General features: G+C 33.7%; 21 protein-coding genes and 1 tRNA gene. 7 read left to right on the top strand and 15 right to left on the bottom strand.

Translation table 11 applies throughout. From position 1 onward, the window contains the following. Positions 1 to 42: 42 nt before the first annotated feature. Together A9G08_RS07300 and A9G08_RS07295 are read left to right on the top strand one after the other, a co-directional pair. Positions 43 to 474, top strand: coding sequence for a hypothetical protein (locus A9G08_RS07300; RefSeq protein ID WP_065563054.1), 432 nt, complete (start codon positions 43 to 45; stop codon positions 472 to 474). A gap of 3 nt (positions 475 to 477) precedes the next feature. Continuing rightward, positions 478 to 942, top strand: a complete 465-nt coding sequence (locus A9G08_RS07295) for a MarR family winged helix-turn-helix transcriptional regulator (protein ID WP_065563053.1) — start codon at positions 478 to 480, stop codon at positions 940 to 942. Positions 943 to 1,257: 315 nt separating this feature from the next. Here the strand turns inward: A9G08_RS07295 and A9G08_RS07290 are convergent, their stop codons facing one another. The 4 genes from A9G08_RS07290 to A9G08_RS07275 all read right to left on the bottom strand — a co-directional run bounded on the left by A9G08_RS07290 (position 1,258) and on the right by A9G08_RS07275 (position 8,747). Then, positions 1,258 to 4,467, bottom strand: a complete 3,210-nt coding sequence (locus A9G08_RS07290) for an autotransporter outer membrane beta-barrel domain-containing protein (protein ID WP_065563052.1) — start codon at positions 4,465 to 4,467, stop codon at positions 1,258 to 1,260. A 19-nt stretch (positions 4,468 to 4,486) separates the two neighbouring features. Next, positions 4,487 to 4,963, bottom strand: coding sequence for a toxin-activating lysine-acyltransferase (locus A9G08_RS07285; RefSeq protein ID WP_065563051.1), 477 nt, complete (start codon positions 4,961 to 4,963; stop codon positions 4,487 to 4,489). Positions 4,964 to 5,329: 366 nt separating this feature from the next. After that, positions 5,330 to 7,474, bottom strand: a complete 2,145-nt coding sequence (gene pta / locus A9G08_RS07280; protein ID WP_065563050.1) for a phosphate acetyltransferase — start codon at positions 7,472 to 7,474, stop codon at positions 5,330 to 5,332. Positions 7,475 to 7,541: 67 nt separating this feature from the next. Continuing rightward, entirely contained in the window at positions 7,542 to 8,747 is a 1,206-nt protein-coding gene (locus tag A9G08_RS07275) for an acetate kinase (RefSeq protein ID WP_065563049.1), read from the bottom strand. Positions 8,748 to 8,932: 185 nt separating this feature from the next. On the opposite strand from A9G08_RS07275, the gene yfbV reads away from it, so the two are divergent. From yfbV to cysK, 3 genes are all read left to right on the top strand, one after another. Then, positions 8,933 to 9,382: a terminus macrodomain insulation protein YfbV gene (gene yfbV, locus A9G08_RS07270; protein WP_065563048.1), complete on the top strand. Its 450-nt coding sequence runs from the start codon at positions 8,933 to 8,935 to the stop codon at positions 9,380 to 9,382. Between the two features lie 10 nt (positions 9,383 to 9,392). Continuing rightward, entirely contained in the window at positions 9,393 to 9,899 is a 507-nt protein-coding gene (gene priC, locus A9G08_RS07265; RefSeq protein ID WP_065563047.1) for a primosomal replication protein PriC, read from the top strand. A gap of 295 nt (positions 9,900 to 10,194) precedes the next feature. After that, positions 10,195 to 11,160, top strand: coding sequence for a cysteine synthase A (cysK, locus tag A9G08_RS07260; protein ID WP_065563046.1), 966 nt, complete (start codon positions 10,195 to 10,197; stop codon positions 11,158 to 11,160). A gap of 78 nt (positions 11,161 to 11,238) precedes the next feature. Here the strand turns inward: cysK and ruvB are convergent, their stop codons facing one another. The 5 genes from ruvB to recQ all read right to left on the bottom strand — a co-directional run bounded on the left by ruvB (position 11,239) and on the right by recQ (position 17,627). Then, positions 11,239 to 12,243: a Holliday junction branch migration DNA helicase RuvB gene (ruvB, locus tag A9G08_RS07255; RefSeq protein WP_065563045.1), complete on the bottom strand. Its 1,005-nt coding sequence runs from the start codon at positions 12,241 to 12,243 to the stop codon at positions 11,239 to 11,241. Between the two features lie 18 nt (positions 12,244 to 12,261). Continuing rightward, entirely contained in the window at positions 12,262 to 12,870 is a 609-nt protein-coding gene (gene ruvA, locus A9G08_RS07250) for a Holliday junction branch migration protein RuvA (RefSeq protein WP_065563044.1), read from the bottom strand. Between the two features lie 246 nt (positions 12,871 to 13,116). Further along, complete coding sequence (locus A9G08_RS07245) at positions 13,117 to 13,455, bottom strand: YbaB/EbfC family nucleoid-associated protein (protein ID WP_065563043.1); 339 nt, start codon at positions 13,453 to 13,455, stop codon at positions 13,117 to 13,119. Positions 13,456 to 13,488: 33 nt separating this feature from the next. Continuing rightward, entirely contained in the window at positions 13,489 to 15,549 is a 2,061-nt protein-coding gene (gene dnaX, locus A9G08_RS07240; protein WP_065563042.1) for a DNA polymerase III subunit gamma/tau, read from the bottom strand. A gap of 248 nt (positions 15,550 to 15,797) precedes the next feature. Continuing rightward, the gene (gene recQ / locus A9G08_RS07235; protein WP_065563041.1) at positions 15,798 to 17,627 is read right to left on the bottom strand and encodes a DNA helicase RecQ; all 1,830 of its coding nucleotides are present in this window, start codon (positions 17,625 to 17,627) and stop codon (positions 15,798 to 15,800) included. A gap of 300 nt (positions 17,628 to 17,927) precedes the next feature. Between recQ and A9G08_RS07230 the strand changes: the two genes are divergently transcribed. Beyond that, a tRNA-Val gene (locus tag A9G08_RS07230) sits at positions 17,928 to 18,004 on the top strand. A 602-nt stretch (positions 18,005 to 18,606) separates the two neighbouring features. On the opposite strand, the gene A9G08_RS07225 is transcribed toward A9G08_RS07230, so the two are convergent. The 6 genes from A9G08_RS07225 to A9G08_RS07205 form a co-directional block, all read right to left on the bottom strand. After that, positions 18,607 to 19,074, bottom strand: a complete 468-nt coding sequence (locus tag A9G08_RS07225; RefSeq protein ID WP_065563040.1) for a DUF4041 domain-containing protein — start codon at positions 19,072 to 19,074, stop codon at positions 18,607 to 18,609. Between the two features lie 122 nt (positions 19,075 to 19,196). Further along, the gene (locus A9G08_RS07220) at positions 19,197 to 19,766 is read right to left on the bottom strand and encodes a hypothetical protein (protein WP_065563039.1); all 570 of its coding nucleotides are present in this window, start codon (positions 19,764 to 19,766) and stop codon (positions 19,197 to 19,199) included. Positions 19,767 to 19,777: 11 nt separating this feature from the next. Next, positions 19,778 to 20,380, bottom strand: coding sequence for a hypothetical protein (locus A9G08_RS07215; RefSeq protein ID WP_065563038.1), 603 nt, complete (start codon positions 20,378 to 20,380; stop codon positions 19,778 to 19,780). A 318-nt stretch (positions 20,381 to 20,698) separates the two neighbouring features. Continuing rightward, entirely contained in the window at positions 20,699 to 21,301 is a 603-nt protein-coding gene (locus tag A9G08_RS07210; RefSeq protein WP_065563037.1) for a hypothetical protein, read from the bottom strand. 388 nt (positions 21,302 to 21,689) lie between these two features. Further along, the gene (locus A9G08_RS11685; protein WP_176701528.1) at positions 21,690 to 21,857 is read right to left on the bottom strand and encodes a hypothetical protein; all 168 of its coding nucleotides are present in this window, start codon (positions 21,855 to 21,857) and stop codon (positions 21,690 to 21,692) included. A 441-nt stretch (positions 21,858 to 22,298) separates the two neighbouring features. Next, positions 22,299 to 22,913 (bottom strand): hypothetical protein, encoded by a 615-nt coding sequence (locus A9G08_RS07205; RefSeq protein ID WP_065563036.1) that lies wholly within the window; start codon positions 22,911 to 22,913, stop codon positions 22,299 to 22,301. Positions 22,914 to 23,129: 216 nt separating this feature from the next. Between A9G08_RS07205 and A9G08_RS07200 the strand changes: the two genes are divergently transcribed. Continuing rightward, positions 23,130 to 23,744, top strand: coding sequence for a type VI secretion system-associated protein TagO (locus A9G08_RS07200; protein WP_065563035.1), 615 nt, complete (start codon positions 23,130 to 23,132; stop codon positions 23,742 to 23,744). The last annotated feature ends 381 nt before the right edge of the window (positions 23,745 to 24,125 follow it).

The raw sequence follows: 24,125 nt of genomic DNA, 5'->3' as shown, positions 1-24,125 counted from the left end.
GTATACTTACAATAAGTTTACTTATTAAATAGAGGAAAAATAATGAACACAATTTCAATCTCTTTCGTATTACCAACAAAGGCAAAACCATCTAAAATTTGGCAATACTATACCGATCTTAATTTAAGAAAATTATGGGAAACTGATCTTGAAGACTTTCGTATCTTTGGTGACTTGAAAACAGGCACTAAAGGTATTTTTAAATTACAAAATATACCAGAAATGGAAGTGACTTTATCAAAAATCATTGATGAGCAAGAATTTACTGAACAATTTGATATGCCTGAAATAGGTTTATTATTTTTCTCCCATCAAATTGTTGAAATTTCAGAAAATCAATATGCTTTGAAATCAGAGATTTCATTAAAACCAGATACAAAAATGGACACTAAAGCATCCTATGATTTTATAAAACAGATTTCTGATGATATTATTGATAAAACTTACAAATTAAATGGCTTAGTTGAAGGATAAATTATGGCAAAGGGCGATAAGTTTTTGACACAATTTCAAAATGATTCTCAATCCATTGGTTTTATTTTTATGAAAACTTATTCGTCCTGGCATACAAATATCAAAAGTTGTTTGAAAAAACAGTCTATCACTCATCCTCAATTTATCGTACTTGCAACACTTGCTTATTTATCACAATACAACGATGAAATAACACAAGTCACTCTATCCAATCGAACAAATATCGATGTGATGACAATCTCACAAATTTTAGAGAATTTAGAGAAAAAAGATTATATTGAGCGCCACTGTTCAAGCAAAGATAGTCGAGCAAAATCCATTCAACTAACACAAAAAGGGTTTGATAAAGCAAATGAAACTGTACCTTTAGTTGAACAAATTGATAAAGAGTTTTTTTCAACATTAAAGGATGATAAAAAACTATTTATGTCAATGTTATTAACACTATTAGAAAGTCAAGGTGAATAAAGTAATTATCCTTTATCATATTTATTCAAGTTTAAAACATCAAATGGCTTTAATTCATCTAAAAATCAATTTGTTAAGTACTAATAAATGAGTTCTATTTAACAAAAATTTCATAATAAAATGATTTGTTGGGTTAAATTTATTCCAATCTTAAAAATATCACTTTTGCCATTTGCAATAAGTTTTACGCGATGAACATTAAGCCATATTATTTTATTTAACTTGATTATTAGTTACTTTTTTATAAAAAAGTCTATACGTAATGCATGACTAGCCATTACGTATAGAACAAAGAAATAAACTTATAATTCTAAATTACCATTTATGTTCTATTCCAATATTTCCTTTATAGCCTTGATGCTTGGTACTTCCAAAATCATGTTCATAACGAGCATCACCATAAAGAAAATTATCTTTGCCTAATTCCGTTTTTATACCAACCCCCAATTCTCCCCAAGTAGTTGCATAATTTTCACGTAAACTATCTTTACCTATTGTGACATGAGTTGGCTTAATAAAGTCATGCCAAACATTACCAATTGCATAAATCGACATAATTTGTCGATCTGCTGCTTGATTATTATAGTCTACTCGTACACCAATTCTGCCACGCAATTGATCCTGATTATTCTGATCGACTTGACGATATTTATCTTTAAAACTATCCAAATTAAGATATTGATAAACAAGTTGAGCTTGAGGTTCAATTAGCCATTGGCTTGAATCAAGTTGACTAAAGTTGAAGGCATGTCCGGCTTCTGCTGAAACAGCTATACCAAACCCATTTTGATGGATAGAACGGGCTTCTTTTCGTGCATCATATTTATTGCGGATTGAAGAGAACTGTCCAACTAAATCTAAATAACTGTTATTAGCAGAAAAATAGGTATTAGTTAACCCAAGGCTAAATGCTTCCGAAGTACCTTTTCCGTTTTTTTTGTTATGAGAAATTAAACCATTAACCGCTCGATATTTATCGGAAAAATCAGTATTAGCTTTAGTATATGAAAGATAAGCACCTGTATAATTGTGGCTTCCATCTTCGAATAAATTGTTCACCAGATCATGGCCAAGTTGTAATCCATAAACGTCAGTTTCTAAATTCAACCGTTTTTTTCCGTCTGATTTAAGATGTTTGCCTAATATTCTTCCCCAAGTTTCACTTAAATGTTCATCGCAAGTACTACAATTAGCTAAGTTAAAGTTAGCATATTCGCCTCTACGTTCATGCAAAGTACCAATACTTAATAATCCTTGTTCTTGGTTTACTCGTGGCATTGATACATAACCAGAAACGGCATTTGAATAGATCACCTTTTTAGGTGGTTTTACTGGGTCAACAGGTTTGACGGGTTTGTCTGGGTCAACGGGTTTGACTGGGCCAACCGGTTCATCTGGATTACTTGCCTTCATAGTCCAATAGTATTCATCACCATTAGTTGTTTGACGTTTTGCCAATTGAACTTCTGTTGCACCTGTCGTTTGTGCCTCACCAGTAAAATTGCTTTCTGAAGTTGAAGTTCCTACATTAATAACAGGAATACTATTCAATATTGCAGCAACTTGCTTTATGTTACCATCAATAAAATTTTCAGTTCCATTTGCATTAACAGGAATAACTTTAGTGACACCACTTGCAGCTCCAGTAATTTTTAGTAAGTCTGATTGTGAAGTATTATTATTCCATAACGTATTCATCTTAACTATTGCATTATTTGATGCCGAGTAATTACCTTGAATAGTTAAACTATCATTATATTTTCCATGGGAATGATTATCTAAACTGATAATACCACCATCACTAATAACATTACCTTGTAAAATAAACTCATTTGCGCCCGCATCATCAAATGCAGCATTAAGTAATGCACCATTTGATAAAGTTAAATTATCAAATAAAGCAGTTTTACTGGTATCATTTGCTTTCAAATTCCAAGTAAAACCATTATTTAAGTTTAAGTTGAGTGTAGGAGTTTTATTGGTATCTAAAACTTCACCCTCTTCAGTTTTAACCAAACCTTTATAAACCAGCCCAGTCATACTTCCCTTGTCAGAAGCATTAAAGGTAACTGATGACGCTTGATAATCATCATGACTTTGTTCTGTTCCAGTTTGATCATAGGTATTTGAAAAGAACTGATAACCAGATGCGGTATAATTTCCACTCACGTTAAGAATATAACCCGCATCATTTGCTGTTAGATCAGTTTTATCACCGGTAAAAGATAATACAGTATCGACTTGACCTTGATCGACAAAAATTAAATCTTTGCGACCAACAGAACCACTGATAACCGGGTCAGCACTTGTACCATTCGTAGTAAATATTGCATTTTTAAAGCTTGCACTTACACCATGTGATGCAGCCTGTTCAAATACACCACTTGAATTAGCATCATCATGAGTCCCGATTTCAAGTGCATAACCATTTGTTTTGATGATTGTTGAACTATCGTCATAATCTGCTTTTAATAAAGAATTGCGAACCATCTTAATACCAGAACCATTTAAAGCATTTGTTGTATCAATATTAAGTTCACCATGAGATTCTAAAATACCAGCACCTTCACCTGTATTACGCGTCTTTCCTAATTTGACACCCACACTATCCCAGTTCAATGATGAACTATCGCTACCTTTATTCAACACTATGCTATTTTTAGCACCTTTTAAAATCACTATTGGTGTTAATTGACCATCAGCACCAGTATCATTCGCTCCACCATGATTGGTTGCATTACCCGATACATAAATACCGATGGCACGATTACCAGTCAAAGTCATATCCAAATCATCATTAACAATAACTCGCCCTGCAGAACCTTGACCATTATTGTCATATGCTCCTTGAATAGCACGAATACCATTATTTAATATTGGAGAGGTTTTACCACCTGACGTTGTTTGGTTGATCGTCAGTTTATCAACTGTAACTGTGCTATATTTACCATTATAGGCGTTTCTCTCACCGGCATTTGCAGCTGAACCCGTTAATATCCCATAAGCAGCCACACCACCACTAGAGTTACGACCACGTGTATAGTTATCAGTTATATTTAATACAACATCTTTAGCAGTAATATCGACATTGTGATAAGTCGCAAGCCCCATCACATTACCATCATTCTTTATAGTAAAATTTAAATTGCCCGCTTTAATTGAGCCACCAGAAACACCATAAGTATATTGGTTACCTAATCCAGTATAATCGGCACTGACATTTGCAGTAAGGGTCGTATCACCAACATTAAGTTGTTCATGTAATTTACTCCTAGTTAAAATATAAAAACTAGCATTGCCACTTTGCGTTGCAGTAGCAGCATTAATGTTATTACAACTAGGATCATTTTGGCCTACTAAATAAGATCCATCAGAATTTGCTATACAATCCAATGCTAACGAAGAAGTTGAAGCTGATAAAATTGAAACAGTTATCACTACTTTACTAACACGTCGTGCCAATTCAGAACAAACTATGCTAGTACCAGTTAGAAAATTAAATTTTGTTTGGTATATTTGATTCATAATTCTATCCTTATAGACTCTAACATTGAACTTTTTTTACAACGGTGTTTGTTTTTGATTTGTGGTAACCATAAAAGCAGAGATTATTTTTTAGAACTTTTTTACAAATAGATTTCAATAAGAAAGATTCATTCCGTCCAAATGGGCAAAAGAAAGATAAAAGCCATAACTGTTTACTTTCATCTCTCTTATTACATTGAACAAAATTCACATAACTTTTCGTTTTGTTTAGATATTCCCGTTCCTCATCTTTATTTAAATATGCCCAATTGAGATAACCGAGTGGTCTATTATTTTTAATGAGTAAAATAAAATTCCTAGACTGAATAGTAGGCAGTAAAGTTTCCAATGCTGAACTTATGGCAACATTTCTATAATTGGAATTCCTGTTCCATAACCAAACCATGGCGCCTAATACTTCGGCTTCATTCCATGAAGTATCATGATAAATGCTGGGTGCAATAACTCTAATGGAGTCCTGATTAAGACAATTCATTCCGTTATACCTTTAGTATTTTTAATTAAAAATAATATTGAAAATAAAACTTATCTTTCTTAAAACTTAGGAATATAAAAACAGCTTTGCTTAATCTTTAAACAGGTAATGAAATAGACAAATAATTAACAAATTGATTAAATTAGGGAGATATAGACCATGTATAGTCATATAGCTTGAATAAATTAATCAAAAAGAACTTTATAATGTATAGAATTGGAACAAAAAACAGCGCTAAATAATGTATAACTTACATCATCCTTAACTAATTTCGTCACTTTATGTGATTGGACTTATCGGATAGATAACAAATGAGAGGTCTGTGAAAAACCTCTCATAAATTTAAACATAAATATTAATAATTTACTAGCTATTTTTTTCTTGCGCGGATTGAATAGCAGTTAAAGCAATAGTATAAACAATATCATCAACTAACGCACCACGAGACAAATCATTAACAGGCTTGCGCATACCTTGTAACATAGGTCCAATTGAAACAAGATCAGCTGAACGTTGTACAGCTTTGTACGTTGTATTGCCAGTATTTAAATCAGGGAATATAAACACCGTTGCTTTACCTGCAACTTTAGAATTTGGCGCTTTTGATTTCGCCACATCCGGCATAACCGCAGCATCATATTGTAAAGGGCCATCAATCATTAAATCTGGACGTTTTTCTTGAGCAATACGTGTTGCTTCTTTCACTTTTTCAACATCAGCACCTTGACCAGAACTACCGGTTGAGTAAGAGATCATCGCCACTCGAGGTTCAATACCAAAAGCAATAGCAGTATCAGCAGATTGAATAGCAATTTCAGCAAGTTCTTGCGCATTTGGATCTGGATTAATAGCGCAATCCCCATAGATATAAACTTGATCAGGCATTAACATAAAGAACACCGATGAAACAAGCGAACTACCTGGAGCAGTTTTGATTAATTGTAGCGGAGGGCGAATAGTATTGGCCGTAGTATGAACAGCACCAGAGACTAAACCATCAACCTCATTTGCTTCAAGCATCATTGTACCAAGCACAACATTATCAGCTAATTGCTCACGCGCAATAACTTCAGTCATACCTTTGTTTTTACGTAATTCAACTAAACGAGGTACATATTTATCACGAATGCGTTCTGGGTCAACAATTTCAACACCTGCACCTAAAGTAACACCTTGCGACGCTGCCACTTTACGGACTTCATCAGGATTACCAATTAACACACACTTAGCAATATGACGCTCTGCGCAAATTGCAGCTGCTTTAATTGTTCTCGGCTCATCCCCTTCAGGTAACACCACCACTTTTTTCGCATTACGTGCAAGCTCTGTTAATTGATAACGGAATGCTGGAGGAGATAATCGACGAGCAGAACTAACCACTTCATTCAATGATTTAATCCAACTTGGATCAATGTGATCGGCAACAAAATTCTGAGTATTATCCATACGTTCTTTATCATCGACCGGGATTTCTAAATTGAATTGTTGTAAATTGATTGAAGTTTGGAATGTATTGGTTTTAACAGTAAATACAGGTAATCCTGTATCAAAAGCAGGTTGGCACAATTTATAGATTTTTTCATCAATATCATAGCCACCAGTCAATAATACACCACCAATAGCAACACCATTCATTGCAGCTAAACAGATTGTTACTAAAACATCAGCACGATCAGCTGAAGTTACTAATAACGCGTTCGGTTGAAGGTGATTAATGATATTTGGAACGCTACGAGAACAGAAAGAAACATGTTTAATTCGACGATTTTTAATACCGCCTTCATTAATGATTTTAGCTTGCAAATGATTAGCAATGTCATATGTACGACAAGAACTTAAATCGATGTTCCAAGGAATACAGCCAAGTACAGGTAATGGGCAATGCTCGCTTAAATCATTAATTGTAATTTTCTTACCATCAAATTTAGGTGTATGATAAATTTCAACAACATCTGGACGAGCGAGATTTTGTTCTTCTACTGGTGCATTGACTTTGTTAACAATCACACCAATAATCTTATCATTTTTGATGCCACCAAAATTAGAACGAGCAATCTCAATGCGTTCTTTTAACTGCTCTGGATCATCTTTACCCATATTAACCACAAAAATAATCTCAGCGCCTAAAGTCTTCGCGATGTTATTATTTAGCTCATTAGCAAATGGATAATCAATAGTTGGTACAATACCTTCTACTAAAACAACATCAGCACCTTTAGTATTTTCTGCATATAGTGCAACGATTTCTTCCATCAAAACATCTTGTTGATTCAAACCTAATAAGTTTTCAACATAACTCATTTTTAAAGGTTTCAAAGTTGGAATCGATGTATTATTACTAACTAAAGTCGTTGTATTATCAGGCGCATCACCACCTGCTCTTGGTTGGGCAACTGGTTTAAATACATTTAAGTTAATACCTTGACGTTCCATTGCTCGAATAACACCAAGACTTACACCCGTTAATCCAACATTAGTTCCAGTTGGAATCAGCATAATGGTACGAGACATAATAAGTTTCCTCTTAATTCTTTATTAAATCCAAAAACAAACCGCCTTAACGGCGGTTTTAAAGTGCTTAAGCTGTTAAGCGTGCTGCATCTTGTGCGATGACAAGTTCTTCATTGGTAGGAATAACCATTGCAATAGCAGAACCATCTTTAGTGATCACTCCACCGTTACCAAAACGTGCAGCTAAATTGCGTTCTTTATCAATCTCAAAACCAAGTATACTTAATTTTTCTAGAGTTTTACGACGAATACATTCAGCATTTTCACCAATACCACCAGTAAACACGATTGCATCTAAACGGCCGTCTAACAACATCGCATAACCACCAATGTATTTGACTAAACGGTGAACAAATACTTCTAAAGCATTTTTAGCATTTTCGTCTTTATCTGCATTATCTGTTACATAACGGCAATCGCTACTTACACCAGTTAAACCTAATAATCCTGATTTTTTATTTAATAAATTATTAATATCAGCAACTGACATATTTAAATTGTCATGTAAAAAGAACATGATAGCAGGATCGATATCACCACTTCGAGTTCCCATAACTAAACCTTCAAGTGGTGTTAAGCCCATAGAAGTTTCAATACTTTTACCGTTTTTCACAGCAGTGATTGAAGCACCATTACCTAAGTGGCATGTAATCACATTCGTTTGATCAACAGGTTTATTTAATAATTTTGCAGCTTCTCGGCTGACATAATAATGACTAGTACCATGAGCACCATAACGGCGAACACCGTACTTAGTATATAATTCATTAGGAATTGCATATAAATATGCTTCTTTAGGCATTGTAGTATGGAAAGCTGTATCAAATACTGCAACATTCTTATTTTTTAAATGAGGAAATGCAATAAAAGCTTCGCGAATACCAATTAAATGTGCTGGATTATGTAAAGGCGCAAAAGCAGAAGCTTCTTCAATACCTTTTAAAACGGAATCATCAATCACAACTGATTGGGTATACTTCTCACCACCATGAACAATACGGTGCCCAATTGATTTTATGCTGTCTAATAATTCTGGTTTTTGTGGAAAAATGTTATTAACAATGAATTTAATCGCTTCGCTATGTGCTGCACCAGCTCCTAAAGAAGCTTCTTGCTTTTCACCATCTAATTTCCATTTGATGCGAGCATCAGGAAGGTGAAAACATTCAGCTAAACCAGATAAAAACTCATCACCATTTTCAGGGTTAATAATAGCAAATTTTAAAGATGAACTTCCACAATTCAGAACGAGAGCGTTATTACTTGATGACATAGTAATTCCTATAAATTGAATAAAAGATTTTTACCAATCAATATTGGCAACTCTACACATTAATCAATGTGTTATATAAGGTGACTTCTGATATCTTGAAATTTGAGATAAAATAAAGAGAGCCCCCAATTTGAATGGCACTATTTTAAGACAATAAAATGTGAATGTCGAGGAATCCAAACCAGATGAAATTAGTTAAAATTTTTAAGGCAGGTCAAATATATATGGATATTTGCCCAAAAGATAAAGCCCTATCCTATTCATTTCCTGAATTAAAAATTATTAACTACATCAAAGTTGCAAAAAAAATTTTACCGCCAATCATCATCAGCTTAATTCTTTGGCAATATTATTTACCCGCGCAATTAGCGGTAACAGCAATCACAATTCTATTTGCCTTAAGTTTACCTATTCAAGGGATCTTATGGTTAGGATATCGTTCTCAATCGCCACTACCGCTCAACTTAATTGACAGCTACAACCGAATCAAGTTGCAATTAATTGAAAAAAAGGTATTAAGTCCGAATAAAAATCCAAATGAAAAATTAACTTTTGAATCGTTAATGAAACTAATAAACTTATCTAAAATTCATTTAGGTAATTATTTTGGGCAAAATGACGATAACCAACCATAAAGATATATTTATGCAAAAATTTTTGGAAAAATTGAAAAATCAAATAAACGAGCTTGAACAGCAGTTGAACTTATCCGAACAACAAAGCTACCAAGAGCATTATTTTGATGAACATCTATTTAACACCAGTAAGATTGAAACCGACAATCAATTCTATTTAGATAAAGTAAAGCAAACCTATCAAGCACTTTGTGATGCGGTACTTTCAGAAAAACGCACACAAATCGAATTTTTATCAGAAAAACTTATAAACCAAATTACCGCCCTAACACGTGAGCTTGCCACAGTACATTTACGTAAACAAACTACTGACCATATTATTACAGAAACATTAGATGAAAAACATTCAAGACATTTAGATTATTTACGACGATTACAAGAGATGAAATATGAGCTCGAACTCTCTTTAGAGTCAATAGAACACACCAAAATCGCTGCCCTTGATAATCGAATATACCGCTGCGAACAAGCTATTAAAAGGATTGAATTAGACATGGAAAATAGTTTCATTGAATAATAGTATCATAAATTACTGAATATTTGATGATAAACGATTACCTAGTTTAAAATAATGTCTTAACCAAACACGCCTAAATATAGCGTACATGTAAATTCACATTTCAATACTATAGTAAGATCCTAGCACTAAAAAGCATACTAGCTAGTCAAAATAAAGGCCCTTATATCAAAAATGCATATGAATATAATTAATAATTAGTATCATCTTTTCAGTTCAACCTATAATATAGTCATCAACATTAATTACTTGCCACCATCTTTGAATCTAAGAATAAACTAATAAGGACTTTTTCATGAGTAAGATATTTGATGATAACTCACAAACCATCGGCCATACTCCCTTAGTTCGATTAAAACATTTTGGGAATGGTAATATATTAGCTAAAGTCGAATCTCGTAATCCAAGTTTCAGCGTCAAATGTCGTATTGCATCAAATATGATTTGGGATGCCGAAAAACGTGGTTTACTTAACCCTGACGTCGAACTTATAGAGCCAACTAGTGGTAATACTGGTATCGCATTAGCTGCTGTTGCCGCTGCTCGTGGTTATAAATTAACCTTAACCATGCCAGAAAGCATGAGTATTGAACGCCGAAAACTTCTAAAAGCGTTAGGTGCAAACCTTGTATTAACTGAAGCTGCCAAGGGAATGAAAGGTGCGATTGAAAAAGCAGAAGAAATCGTTGCTAGTAATCCAAAACACAATATTATGCTCCAACAATTTAGCAATCCCGCCAATCCAGAAATTCATGAAAAAACCACAGGACCAGAAATTTGGCTTGATACAGATGGAAAAATCGACATTTTCGTTGCAGGTGTGGGAACAGGTGGAACCTTTACTGGTGTTACAAAATACATCAAAAAAGTTCAAGGAAAAAACATTACGGCTGTCGCAGTTGAGCCAACTACCTCACCTGTAATTACACAAGCACTTGCCGGCGAACCCATCAAACCTGGCCCACACAAAATACAAGGTATCGGAGCTGGATTTATTCCTGGAAACTTAGATTTGAGTTTGATTGATTTGGTCGAAAAAGTATCTAACGAAGAAGCAATCGAAACAGCTCGCATTATAATGGAAAAAGAAGGTATCTTAGCAGGAATTTCATCCGGTGCTGCAGTATTTGCAGCTGATCGTTTGGCTCGATTACCAGAAAATGCGAATAAAACCATCGTGGTAATATTACCCTCTTCAGGTGAACGTTACCTTAGTACTGATTTATTTAGTGGTATTTTCACTGAGAAAGAACTTGGTTAATTATCCTATAAACGCAAAACACCGCCATTTGGCGGTGTTGGATTAAAAATCGGATAATTCAAATTAGAATAAATCAAATTAATTATCTTGAACAATAGCAAAATGTCGATAAGCATGAGGTGTTGCAATTCGTCCTCTTGGTGTTCTTTGGATATAACCTTGCTGAATTAAAAACGGCTCTAACACATCTTCAATCGTTTCACGTTCCTCACCAATTGCTGCAGCAATATTATCTAATCCTACTGGACCACCCATAAATTTTTCGATGATGGCAAGAAGTAACTTACGATCCATATAGTCAAAGCCTTCATTATCCACATCTAACATATCTAAAGCTTGAGTCGCAATACGCTCATCAATAACACCTTTGGATTTAACATCCGCATAATCTCTCACACGTCGCAATAAACGATTAGCAATACGAGGCGTTCCGCGTGAGCGTTTAGCTATTAAAAAGGCACCCTCTTTGGAAAGATCTAAACCTAAAAACTTAGCACTACGACTAACAATATACTCCAAATCCTCAACACGGTAAAACTCAAGGCGTTGCACAATCCCAAAACGATCACGTAATGGCGATGTTAACGAACCCGCTCGAGTAGTTGCGCCAATAAGCGTAAACGGCGGAAGATCGATTTTAATTGAACGTGCGGCTGGACCTTCACCAATCATAATATCGAGCTGATAATCTTCCATAGCAGGATATAATATTTCTTCAACGACAGGAGATAATCGATGGATTTCATCAATAAACAGCACATCATTAGGCTCGAGATTGGTTAACATTGCAGCCAGATCACCTGCTTTTTCCAACACTGGGCCAGAGGTAGTGCGCAAATTAACATTCATTTCATTAGCAACAATATTAGCTAAAGTGGTTTTACCAAGACCAGGAGGACCAAAAATTAAAACATGATCAAGCGCATCACTACGTTGTTTGGCTGCCTGAATAAAGATTTTCATCTGCTCGCGAACTTGAGGTTGACCAATATACTCATCCAAATATTTAGGACGAATAGCCCGATCTAATGACTCTTCTTCTTTTTGAGCCTGTGGCGCAATTAAACGATCCGCTTCAATCATCATCGTTCCTTATTTTCTTTATAATGCTGACTTTAATGCTTCACGTATTAGCATTTCACAATCCATGTCTGGCTTAATGACTTTACTAATAATACGACTGGCTTCTTGCGGTTTATAACCCAAAGCGATAAGTGCCGAAACGGCTTCACCTTCAATCTGGCTTGAGGATTTTTTAAGACTTCCAGTCTCAACAGTTACGTTCACATTCGCTAACTCTTCACCAAATCGTTTAACTCGATCCTTCATTTCGACAATCAATCGTTCAGCGGTTTTAGTGCCAACGCCTGGTAATTTAACTAACGTCTTAATCTCACCTTGCTCAACAGCACTAATAAATTGCCCTGCTGACATTCCGGATAAAATTGCTAACGCTAATTTGGGTCCAACACCATTCACTTTAATCAACTCGCGAAACAATTCACGCTCTTGCTCATGATTAAAGCCATACAGCACTTGAGCATCTTCCCGAACGGCAAAATGAGTTAACACAATCACTTCTTTACCATTATCAGGTAATTCATAAAAACAGGTCATTGGCATAAACACTTCATAGCCAACACCACCAACTTCAATTAACACTTTGGGTGGTTGCTTTTCAATAATGATTCCACGTAAACGACCTATCACAATATATCCTTAATAAATAATGTCAATTAAACAACGTTGATCAATCAGTATTAAACGAAAACTTTCGTTCAACATCAGCCTAATTATTATGATCAAAATTGAATGTGAATTAAAAAAACAATTGTGAGTTAGTTTACCTGATAGGAGAAAATTAATAAAGACAAACTGTATAAATAAACAGTCAGTAGACAAAAATATTGCCGACAAAAGTCAGCAATATCAGAAAAATAGAGTTAAAGATTCAAATTAGAATGGCATTTTAAAACCAGGTGGTAATTGCATTCCACCAGTAACTTGAGCCATACGCTCTTTTTGAGCTTCTTCCAAACGGCGAGTAGCATCATTATAGGCTGCAGCGATAAGATCTTCTAACATCTCCTTATCATCTTCGGTTAACAAAGATGGATCGATATCAACGCGTTTACAACTATGTGCACCATTTACAGTAACTTTAACGATACCCGCGCCAGACTCCCCAGTAACCTCTAACTTAGCAATTTCTTCCTGAGCTTGCTGCATTTTTGCTTGCATTTGTTGGGCTTGTTTCATCAAATTGCCCAAACCACCTTTTCCACCTGGAAACATAATTATTCCTCATTAAAAACATTTAGTCTGTAATTATACAGGACGAATACTCGATTCATCAATCTTGGCATCAAAATATTGACAAATCGTCTCAACTTTAGGATCTTGATGTATCGTTTGTTTAGCTTGTTCAAGCTTCTGCTGATATAAATCTTCACGTAATTCTAATGGTGTTTTTATATCCTTACTATCATCAATCACAACTTCTAAATTAAGTGTTTTTTGACGATAAGCTGACATCGCAGTTCGTAGCTTAATACAATTTGCCGACGACTTAGTTAAATGCTCAACAGCCGAACGCGTATGCAAAATTATACTATTATCATCGACTATTTCAGGATACGAATTAACCGCAATCTGCTTAATTAACGGTGCAATCTCCAGTTTTTCAATTTCCGCACTCCAAGCATCTTTTTCGACCATCTCTTCAATCAATTTTTTTGTCATCTCAGGGGTTTTATCAACCTTAAGTGACTCCCTAACTGACTTCGCATCAATCACAGGCTCATTCTTAGACTCAAACAGTCCAGTCGATTGCCATTGATAATTTTCTGCTGTAATTTCCTCTTCGTCGTCCTCTACAACCTCATCCACCACTGCACTATTAACTTCGGTATTAGTAGCCGGTTTAACACGGCTCGAGTTAACTAAATCACTTGATGGTTGATTGGCACCAACCGGTTCAGACTTTTTTGTACTTTGTTCCTCCATTAACTGCATTCGCATCTCTAAAATATTTTTAGTGATGGACGAAGCATCATCTGGAAGCGATATAGTATGGGCAGGCATCGAATTATTAGCTTGATGCACTGGAGAAACATTATTATCAGCTAATGGTGATTGTGCCGTTGATGGAACTGATGACTTAGCTGCATCCTTGGTTGCAGAAATCGGTGGCACAGAAGCTGATGTTGCAGATTCAACTTTTGGCGGATTAGACTTTGGGACAGGTGGGTGTCCTACAGCTGCAGCATTAGTGGTTGAAACTGATTGAGAAATCGAATCAACATCTTTTGGCATAAAGGCTAACGCGCGTAAAAAGCTCATCTCCACGCCCATTTTCTTGTCAGGTACAAGTGCTAGTTCTTTTCGACCCATCAATAAAATTTGATAGAACAATTGCACATCATTTGGCGAAATATATTGAGCTAAAAAACGCAATTGCTCCTCACTATCTGCATAATCACCTAAGGCTGTAGGTACTACTTGTAATAAAGCAATTTGATGCAACAAAGAAATGCTTTCAGCTAATAAATTATCCCAATCAGCACCTTGCATTGCAGCCAATTCAATTTGTTGCATTAGCGCATTACCATCGCCTTGGTAAAGTGCACTAACTAACGCAAAAGGAATAGCCTTATCTAATGTTCCAAGCATAGATGCAACCGATACGGCATCGACTTTACCATTACCTAGCGCAATAGCCTGATCTGTCAAACTTAACGCATCTCGCATACTTCCATTGGCTGCTTTGGCTAATAAATGAATAGCTTTTGGCTCACTTTCAATATGCTCTAATTGTAAAATGTGATTTAGCTGATCACCAATTAAAGATGTATCAAGCACATTTAAATGTAAATGCAAACAGCGAGACAAAATAGTAATAGGTAATTTTTGAGGATCGGTTGTCGCTAACAAAAATTTAACATGTTCAGGTGGTTCTTCTAAAGTTTTTAATAATGCATTAAAACTGTTGCGAGACAACATATGCACTTCATCGATCAAGTAAACTTTAAAACGCCCTTTAGTTGGCAAATATTGGATATTATCTAGAATTTCACGCGTATCTTCGACTTTAGTTCGTGAGGCAGCATCAATTTCTAACAAATCAACAAAACGACCTTGCTCAATCTCACGACAATTATCACAAACACCACAAGGTGTTGCAGTGATACCACTTTCACAATTCAAGCCTTTAGCTAACAAACGAGCAATCGACGTCTTCCCTACACCCCGTGTACCAGAAAACAGATAAGCATGATGCACCCGACCAAGAGAGAGGGCATTAGATAAAATTTTCAACACATGTTGTTGCCCTACTACCTCAGAAAACGACTTTGGTCGCCACTTACGTGCTAAAACTTGATAACTCATAATCACCATTACTTATTACGATTAAATTTTGCTAATCATATCATAAAGAGCCAAATTAGTCTTTAAGATGCCACTTTTCGAATTAATAATAGACCTTAATTAATTTATAAACAAATTAGATTATAAAAACGCTATTGTAAGTAAAACAGATAATAATTAACGTCATATTACAGAATTTTTTTGCTCAAAAACCCCGTTCCTCAACTTTTTTTTAACTAATGATTTGATTTAAATTTTAACTCACAGCGTTATATGTTTTTAATTACAAAGTCCTTAATCTCATTTAAAAACAGATTGCCGTATTTCTCCAATTTAATTTTACCAACACCTGACACATTAATAAGTTGTGTCTTACTTTCAGGCATAGTTTGCACCATTTCAATTAAGGTTGCATCACTAAATACAATATAGGGAGGGATGTCTTCCATGTCAGCAATCTCTTTACGTAATCGTCTAAGATTATTAAATAAGAGGCGTTCTTCATAGGACAAAATAGTGGTTGAATTAATCGCTCGAGCATAACGGTTTAAGCGACTTTTCTTAACGATTTCTATACGTGGTTTGGCTAACGTTAATTTCACCTCACCTTTCAATATTGACCGTGCATTTTCAGTCAATTGTAATGTATTAAAATTTGAAATATTTTGACGCAAATACCCTAAGAAAATTAATTGCCTAATTATACTAAGCCAATAATCAGAAGAATGCGCTTTACCAATCCCGTAGACCGATAACTTATCATGTCTGTTATCTTTAATTTGTGAGCGTCCAGAACCACGTAAAATATCAACAATATATTGCGAACCATAACGCTGTTCAACCCGATAAACACAAGACAAAACCTTTTGAGCATCAACCAATGCATCATATTGCTCTGGCGGATAAAGACAAATATCGCAGTTATTACAGGGCTCAGTTCGATGTTCACCAAAATAATTAAGCAATACTATACGACGACAAGTCATACATTGCGCAAATGACTCCATCGACTGAATCTTATGAAGCTCCACTTGCTTCTGATCGTTATCATACTTTTCAATGATTTGCTGCTTATACCAACTTAAATCATTACTTTTAAACAATAGCATCGCTTCTGCAGGAACACCATCGCGCCCAGCACGACCTGTTTCTTGATAATAAGCCTCAATTGAACGCGGACAATCTGCATGAACAACAAACCGAACATTTGGCTTATTAATCCCCATGCCAAAAGCGACTGTAGCCACAATAATTTGTGTATTATCCTTTAAAAAACTCTCCTGAGCACTTTGCCGTTCGCTTGTAGACAATCCGGCATGATAAGCGATAGCCGAAAACCCTTTTGCCACAAGCCTTGTTGTCATGTCCTCAACTTTAGAACGGCTAGAACAATAAATAATCCCGCTATTCCCTTTTTGCGTTTCAATAAACGACACAACTTGCTCAGTAAGATTAAACTTTTCTACCACGGTATAGCGAATATTCGGCCTATCAAAACTACGAACCACAAACAACGGATCAACTAAATTGAGCTGATTAAGAATATCCCTCTGTGTCATCTCATCGGCAGTGGCTGTAAGCGCGATAATTGGTACATCAGGAAAACGTTTTGATAACTGGTTTAATTGGCGATAATCAGGTCTAAAGTCATGTCCCCATTGTGAAATACAATGCGCCTCATCGATCGCAATTAAAGAAGGAGGATGCTGATCGAGTAACGCGTCAAAAGATGTTACTGTCAACCGCTCGGGGGAAATATACAACAATTTAATTGAATGGTTTAAATACTGGTTGATAACATTTTGTTGCTCGATGCCTGATTGAGTTGCATTTAAAAATGCGGCAGGAATACCATTCACCAACAATTGATCGACCTGATCTTTCATTAACGAAATAAGTGGCGAAATGACTATAGCTGTGCCTGGTAATACGACCGCTGGAATTTGATAACAAAGCGACTTACCGCCACCGGTAGGGATAACGGCCAAAACATCACGCCCGTCAATCACTGATTCAATAATCTCTTTTTGTTGATTCCTAAACGACTTATAACCAAAAATATTATGTAGAACATCTTCAATCTGATCTTTAAACGACATAACAACCTGAACCAGTAATAACTTAACGACGCTGTGGAGTATAGCTAATTTGGCACCAACAAACCACCGAGAACATGCATTTACCTATAAACAATATAAAAAACAGAATCCATATCGAACTGTTATATGAATTAGTGAAAATAAAAAGTACAAAAATGTGACAAATATCTGAATTTTCAATATTGGTTTTGCCTATTTTATCACCAATCTAGTTCAAAAGATTAAAAAAACAGCTATTTTTAATTATTTTACTTGAAACAAAACTATTTGCCCGCTAATATTTGCGTGTTTTCTAAATATACGCCCGTAGCTCAGTTGGTTAGAGCATCACCTTGACATGGTGGGGGTCAGTGGTTCGAGTCCACCCGGGCGTACCATTCTAAAACATTATACGAAAAGGTTTCGAAAGAATTAATCTTTTCCTCAATTTTATTAAAGGGGTAAACTCGGGGTAAAACTGGGGTAAAAGCCATACCATTTTTAGCAAATTTTTGCGATTCACTTCCCAACTTTTTACTTCAATTCACACTCCAGAAAAATATTAGTTATGATGGATAAAACTAACTAAACTTTCATAAGTTGCTCACAATAAACTCTTTATCCAGAGTGGAACGCATAGAAATATTTATTCTTCATTTGATGTAAAAATGAAACAGGGTTGTGAGTAGTTTTTGTGTAAGATGCTTAAAATAGACTTTATCGCTAGGTATTTCTATTATTTTAAATTCAGCCATTTACTGCTTCAAATATGAATTAAATTGTATAGAACATCCCGATAAAGCATAATTATTGATTATTATTTCTGATTTTCAGACATAGGAAATCAACTTAGGCGATTTAAAATAAATTTATAAATGTCATTAAAAGAATAGTCATATTACATATTTTCATGTAAATAATGTTCTTTAGTAATAATGCTATATAAGAAAAATAGCAAAATGGTTAAGAATATTTCTCACATAGAAATCAATTCTATAAATTATAAATCTTTTAAACAATCTATTTTGTTTTCTGGGTATAGATAATTGTAATATAAAAGCAATTCATCTAACTTAAGATTAAAATATTCAAATGAGATAGATACACTAAAACAGTTTTGTTTAAATTCAGCTAATCCATTTAATTCATAGAATGATTTTTCGATCATTTCACCTAATACATGTATATTGATATTTTTTATTTTTGACATGATTATATGACAGTCACAATTAAATGCTCTTATTAAAATAAGGCATAATCTATCAATAAATTTATCTTCAGATTCTTTTAAAAAAGTATAATCTTCATTAAGATAAACATCACACGCAGCCTTTTGACGGATCATTAATTTCTGTCTATCTTGAATTTTTTTTATTTGAAACTTTATACCCTCGGGAATTTCTTCGGTTATTGCTATAGAACTTGGAAAATAACACACCTCAAGCAAATCGTCTTCACTATCTGACATATCCTATATCTCACTATAATATTGATTACTTTTACCAATATTATGTGATCATTTTGCTAATAGCAATAAAAAGCCATCCGAAGATGGCTATGAGTATTGTTTTTTATAAATCAATTAAGATTCTACAGACGTTCTTCCAGAGGGATATTTGGATCACTTTCTTCTATTGGTTTTGGCACTTCTATATCTACCTTAGGTAAAGAGCTTAAACCATATTTGACTGTAAGATATTTTTGCTGCAACGCAGCTAAGGATTGCTCTTTAGTAGCTATATTCAGTAGCTTCATGGAATGAATCAGTCCACCACTATATTTTGAAGCTTCATTTTTATCAATCTCAATTTCTTGTTTTATTGATTGCATTTCGCTTAATAAATGCTCTGCAAGCTCAGGATTAGGATTTGTAACCAACGTTTCGACTTTTACAGCAGCGCCAGATTCAATAGAATTTATCCGTTGTTCAACCAAATTCTTATTTGTTTTTAGAACTTCAAGTCTCGTAGCAATTAATACTTTTATTAATCCGCCACTATATTGCTCATAACTTTCTGTAGCCCCTTTTATATCATCGTTTAACTGTGTTAACTCAATATTTAATGCGGCCACTTTAGCTTTGTCTTCTTCTGATAATTGTTTATTGCATCCACTTAAAAATAGAAGCAATAGACAAACATAAATTGACTGTTTTAACATTCTATTGCCTACTATAATCCATTTTTGATTTTATTTTCATTCTCATTTTTCTTATCTGCTCTATATTTGGTAAATAGCTCAGATTCATAGGTGATAGTTAATTCACCTTTACCTCTTGCTTTACCATCTAGTTGCATTGATAAATGCTCGCCAAAAATTGAGGCATAAAAACCACATCCTTCATATTTTAAACATTCATAGAACTCATCACTATCTTTGTAGATTTTCAATCCTACTTCTTCCATTGATTTTTCAGGTTTACCAAATTTATTTGATAATGCCTCTTTGTATTTAAAATATTCTGCTTTTCCTTTAGTACCATATATGTCCGATTTTATTTGTTCTTTCATAACGATTTTCATCACACCTAAATCTTTATGGACCAATACATAATATTCAGTAAAATCCGGTAATGTTATTGGTGGAGATTTTATAGAGTAAAATGTTGCATTTTCATCAACTTGTACTTTTTGCAAAAAACCGCCTGATTTAGACTTCAATTCTGCTTCAGTCATTCCCCATTTTAATCCAAGTGGTGCATCTGGATATTTTATTTCTGCAAATAGAGATGGGCTCATAAAAAATAATGCTGAAATAAAAATTACTTTCTTCATCTTTCCTGCCTTTTAATTAAAATAATAAAATTCGATAATATCTATTCTATCAAGATAGATCAATTTTTTGTTGAGCAAACGATCCAATACTGCTCTTAAAATAGATTCAGCTAAATGCAGTAAAAGCTTTTTAATTACATTCGTTTTAAATAAAAAAGCACAGATCATTGCTAATTTTTATACCATCAACTTCATTCAAAAATAATTAATAAAGCCGAATTAACTAAAACTATTTTAACTAATCAATTATTACTAATTTTCCAAGTCTCAAATAATTAGCCCCACTGCATATCAAAGCCAAATATCAGCATAGCAAATTTACCACATGACTCCCTTACAGTATCTCTCTGTTTTTGTAGGAGTAATTAACTCAAAGTTATTTCTGCGCATACATTGTTCAAAATGATACTTATTAAAAAATTCGAAGAAAAGAGTATCGGGACCTATTCCTTGATAATGATAAAATGTGTTATTTTGGGGTATATAACGAGCACATGCTTTATGAAGTATATCTGCATTAAGCGGTTTATTTTCGATATTTTCGCCTAAGAGCCGGAGAAAAATCTGGTCCGTTGTTCCTATCAAATTTTTAGATTTTGATCCAAAACGGTATTCAAGATAATTGTGCTGAATCGCAATTGCATTAGGTAAATTTTCCTGAGATATATGCCCACTTGAACACAACTCAGTAAAGATATTTACCATAATTAGTCTTGTATTTTCTGTTTCTTGATTACATTTTTCAAGATCACTTTTTGAAGCTTTCGATTTATTCTTTACAACTGATCGCCAATATTCTTTATCATAATCTGGAAATTCACTGTCAGTATAGCCAAACAAACAGAAATCGCCTCTACTTGAACAGGAGTTCACGCTAATAACCATCAGCGTTAAAATAAAAATTCTTATTAATTTAGCCATTAATTATTTCCTAAATAATTCATGTAAAATAGATTTTATATTAATATTCTCATTTAGGACAATACGTTAACAGCAAAGGTTTAAGTTTTTAGATAAATATTATCTATATATCAACAATATTTTAAAGGTTTATACTAAAAATCACATTGAATGGGTAGAAGTTCCGCACGCTCAAATCGTAATTTAGGTGGGGTAAAACTCTACCTAATTTATTGATATCTTTAATATCTTTTTTAACTCAAATAACTGTTTTTATGCACATGCAAATAAATCATAGTTAATTGATTTATTTAAATATAATCTGAATTAGGACTTAATCTTGACATGGTGGGGGTTAGTGGTTCGAGTCCACCTGGGCGTACCATTCTAAAGCCTTATCCGAAAAGCTTTAGAAAGAATTTATCATAACGACTATTTTTTCTCCATTACAATCCCAGTTACCTACTAAATAATCATTAGTAACTTTATCATCACCACAACCAGTTAAAATAAACCTTATAAATCCAAGCAACACAATCTTTTTCATACCACCTTCGTTGTTTTTTGTTAATAGCATGAAAATTATCATTTTTTTTGCTGACTCTGTATCATTACCGTTTATTACTGATAAAGCACCGGTTTTTTGTGCTCATTTTTTGAAATAGAATCTATTTTTTCTTTCGAGAGTGGTAACATTCTTATTCTTTATCTCAATTCCTTTAATATTATAAATGGATTTGAATGCAGAATAAGATTCCTAATGATTTTTGAAAAGTTCAATCGGCAAACTTCCATGACAGGGAGCAATATTTATGTTAACGCTCCAATCTTGGTCATTAGTTTCATTAGCATAAAGACTTGATGCGATAAAAACAATAAAATGGTGATACATATCCTTTTCATACATTTTTCTATAAATAATTTGGCTTAGTAATACGAAATTTATGAAATTTGCACAATAAAAAACCACCCTAAGATGGTTTATTAGCATATTCGATGATAATAGATGAATTAAATTTTATCTTGAATAGGTAGTCATAACATCACGTCCATTAGTATTTTTGAATGTGTATTGAATATCCACCCACTGATTACCTGATTTGCTTTTAACAAATTGTTTTATAGTTAAAGAGCATCTTGGTGCATCTTTATAGTTACTGTTAAGGTTGTCAAGAAAAACCAAATATTCACCACCTTCAACTGGTGTAAATACTATATTATCGTAGCTACATAAACTTGATCTGTTTTCTCTTCCTGATGTATTAGATAGGTTTGAATACCAATAATGCCAAATACTAGCATTAAATCTAAAATTCTTATTTGCTGGAATATACACATTATATGCAATTTCACTATTATTTGGAGTTGGTATGCCAAAGTTACGATCCTTGTTTTTTTCATCAAATTTTATTTTAGTTTCTGTATTATTGAGATAATTACCTTCTGTTTTACTCATTGAAAAAACACCAAAAATCATTGCAGTACTATTATTAAAATTTTTGGAATAAGTAAAGGTTACTTTTGCGACTTTATCACTAGGAAGAGGCTCAGAATAACTTTCATCTTTATACGCGGTGCAAGATGATATTATAAAAGCAGTACAAATTAACAATAATGGTAAAAATTTTTTCATCTCTATTCCTCAATAGTAAATTTTCCAAATTTGCACAATTATTGTACCATTGATAATTTGCAATTAAGTATAAAAAAATGAAACCAAGCAGATAAACATGATGTAATCAATTGTCGATTATTCACCAAATCAGCGATGGATAATCAACAATTAAGCATTGATTTCCCCCAAAAAATACAATATTATTAAAGAGCATTTAACTTATTGATTTTTATTATGAGAAAGATTTTATTTACCTTAATTGCTTTACCTTTTTTAACCCTCGCTGATGATCAACTTGAGAAAAAAATTGACAGCTGTAAATCGCTGACAGACTCAACACAAAGACTCGCTTGTTATGATAAAATATTCGAGACAAAAACTGAAAGCTCGATAGATAAAAATGCCATGGGCAAATGGTTTGTCCAAGAAGGTGTATCACCAGTTGATGATAGTAAATCTGTAACCATAAGACTAAATGCTGATCGTCCAATAAATGCGCGATATGATTTAATAACACCTCATTTATATATCAGATGTAAAGAGAATAAAACTGAGTTATATGTCGATTTTGATACATTTTTAAGTTCTAATGGTTTAACGCCTGTAACACGTATTGACTCTGAAAAAGCGGTATCGAATAGAAGATGGGATATTTCAAATGATCATAAAGCAATATTCTATCCAAGCACCCGATCAAAAAAGACAAAGGATTTTATTAAGGATTTAATCGGAAAAAATAAATTATTTATTCAAGTCACACCATACGGTGAAACAACAGTAAATACAACATTTACATTAACTGGACTTGATGAAGCAATAAAACCACTAAGGGAAACATGTGGTTGGTAATGGTTTGGAAAACTAAATTCCTCAAAATACCTTACATTACTATTAACACAAATCTTAACATTAAATGTTAAACAAAGATGAAATTGATCCGTTTCGCTTCAAGTAAAAAGATCAATTTCATCATTATGATCATAAATTTTAACTTATAAAAGATCCTTCCTAACCAACAATTGAAAGTGATATCTATTATTCTATTAAAAACTCATTCAAATAAAACAACGATCATAACCTTTTATACACTGATGACGTTATTAATTCATAGTACATTTAAATTAAATATATGAAATTTAGCTTTCGACATTTGGCATATTATACAATCTGTTATTAAGCTTTGCTGATTTGATACCTTCTATGAATTAGTCCTATCACGGTATTTTTGAT

This window comes from Gilliamella sp. wkB195 (assembly GCF_001690445.1).
Taxonomy (GTDB): Bacteria; Pseudomonadota; Gammaproteobacteria; order Enterobacterales; family Orbaceae; genus Gilliamella; species Gilliamella apicola_E.
This window is presented reverse-complemented; position numbering and strand designations above follow the sequence as displayed.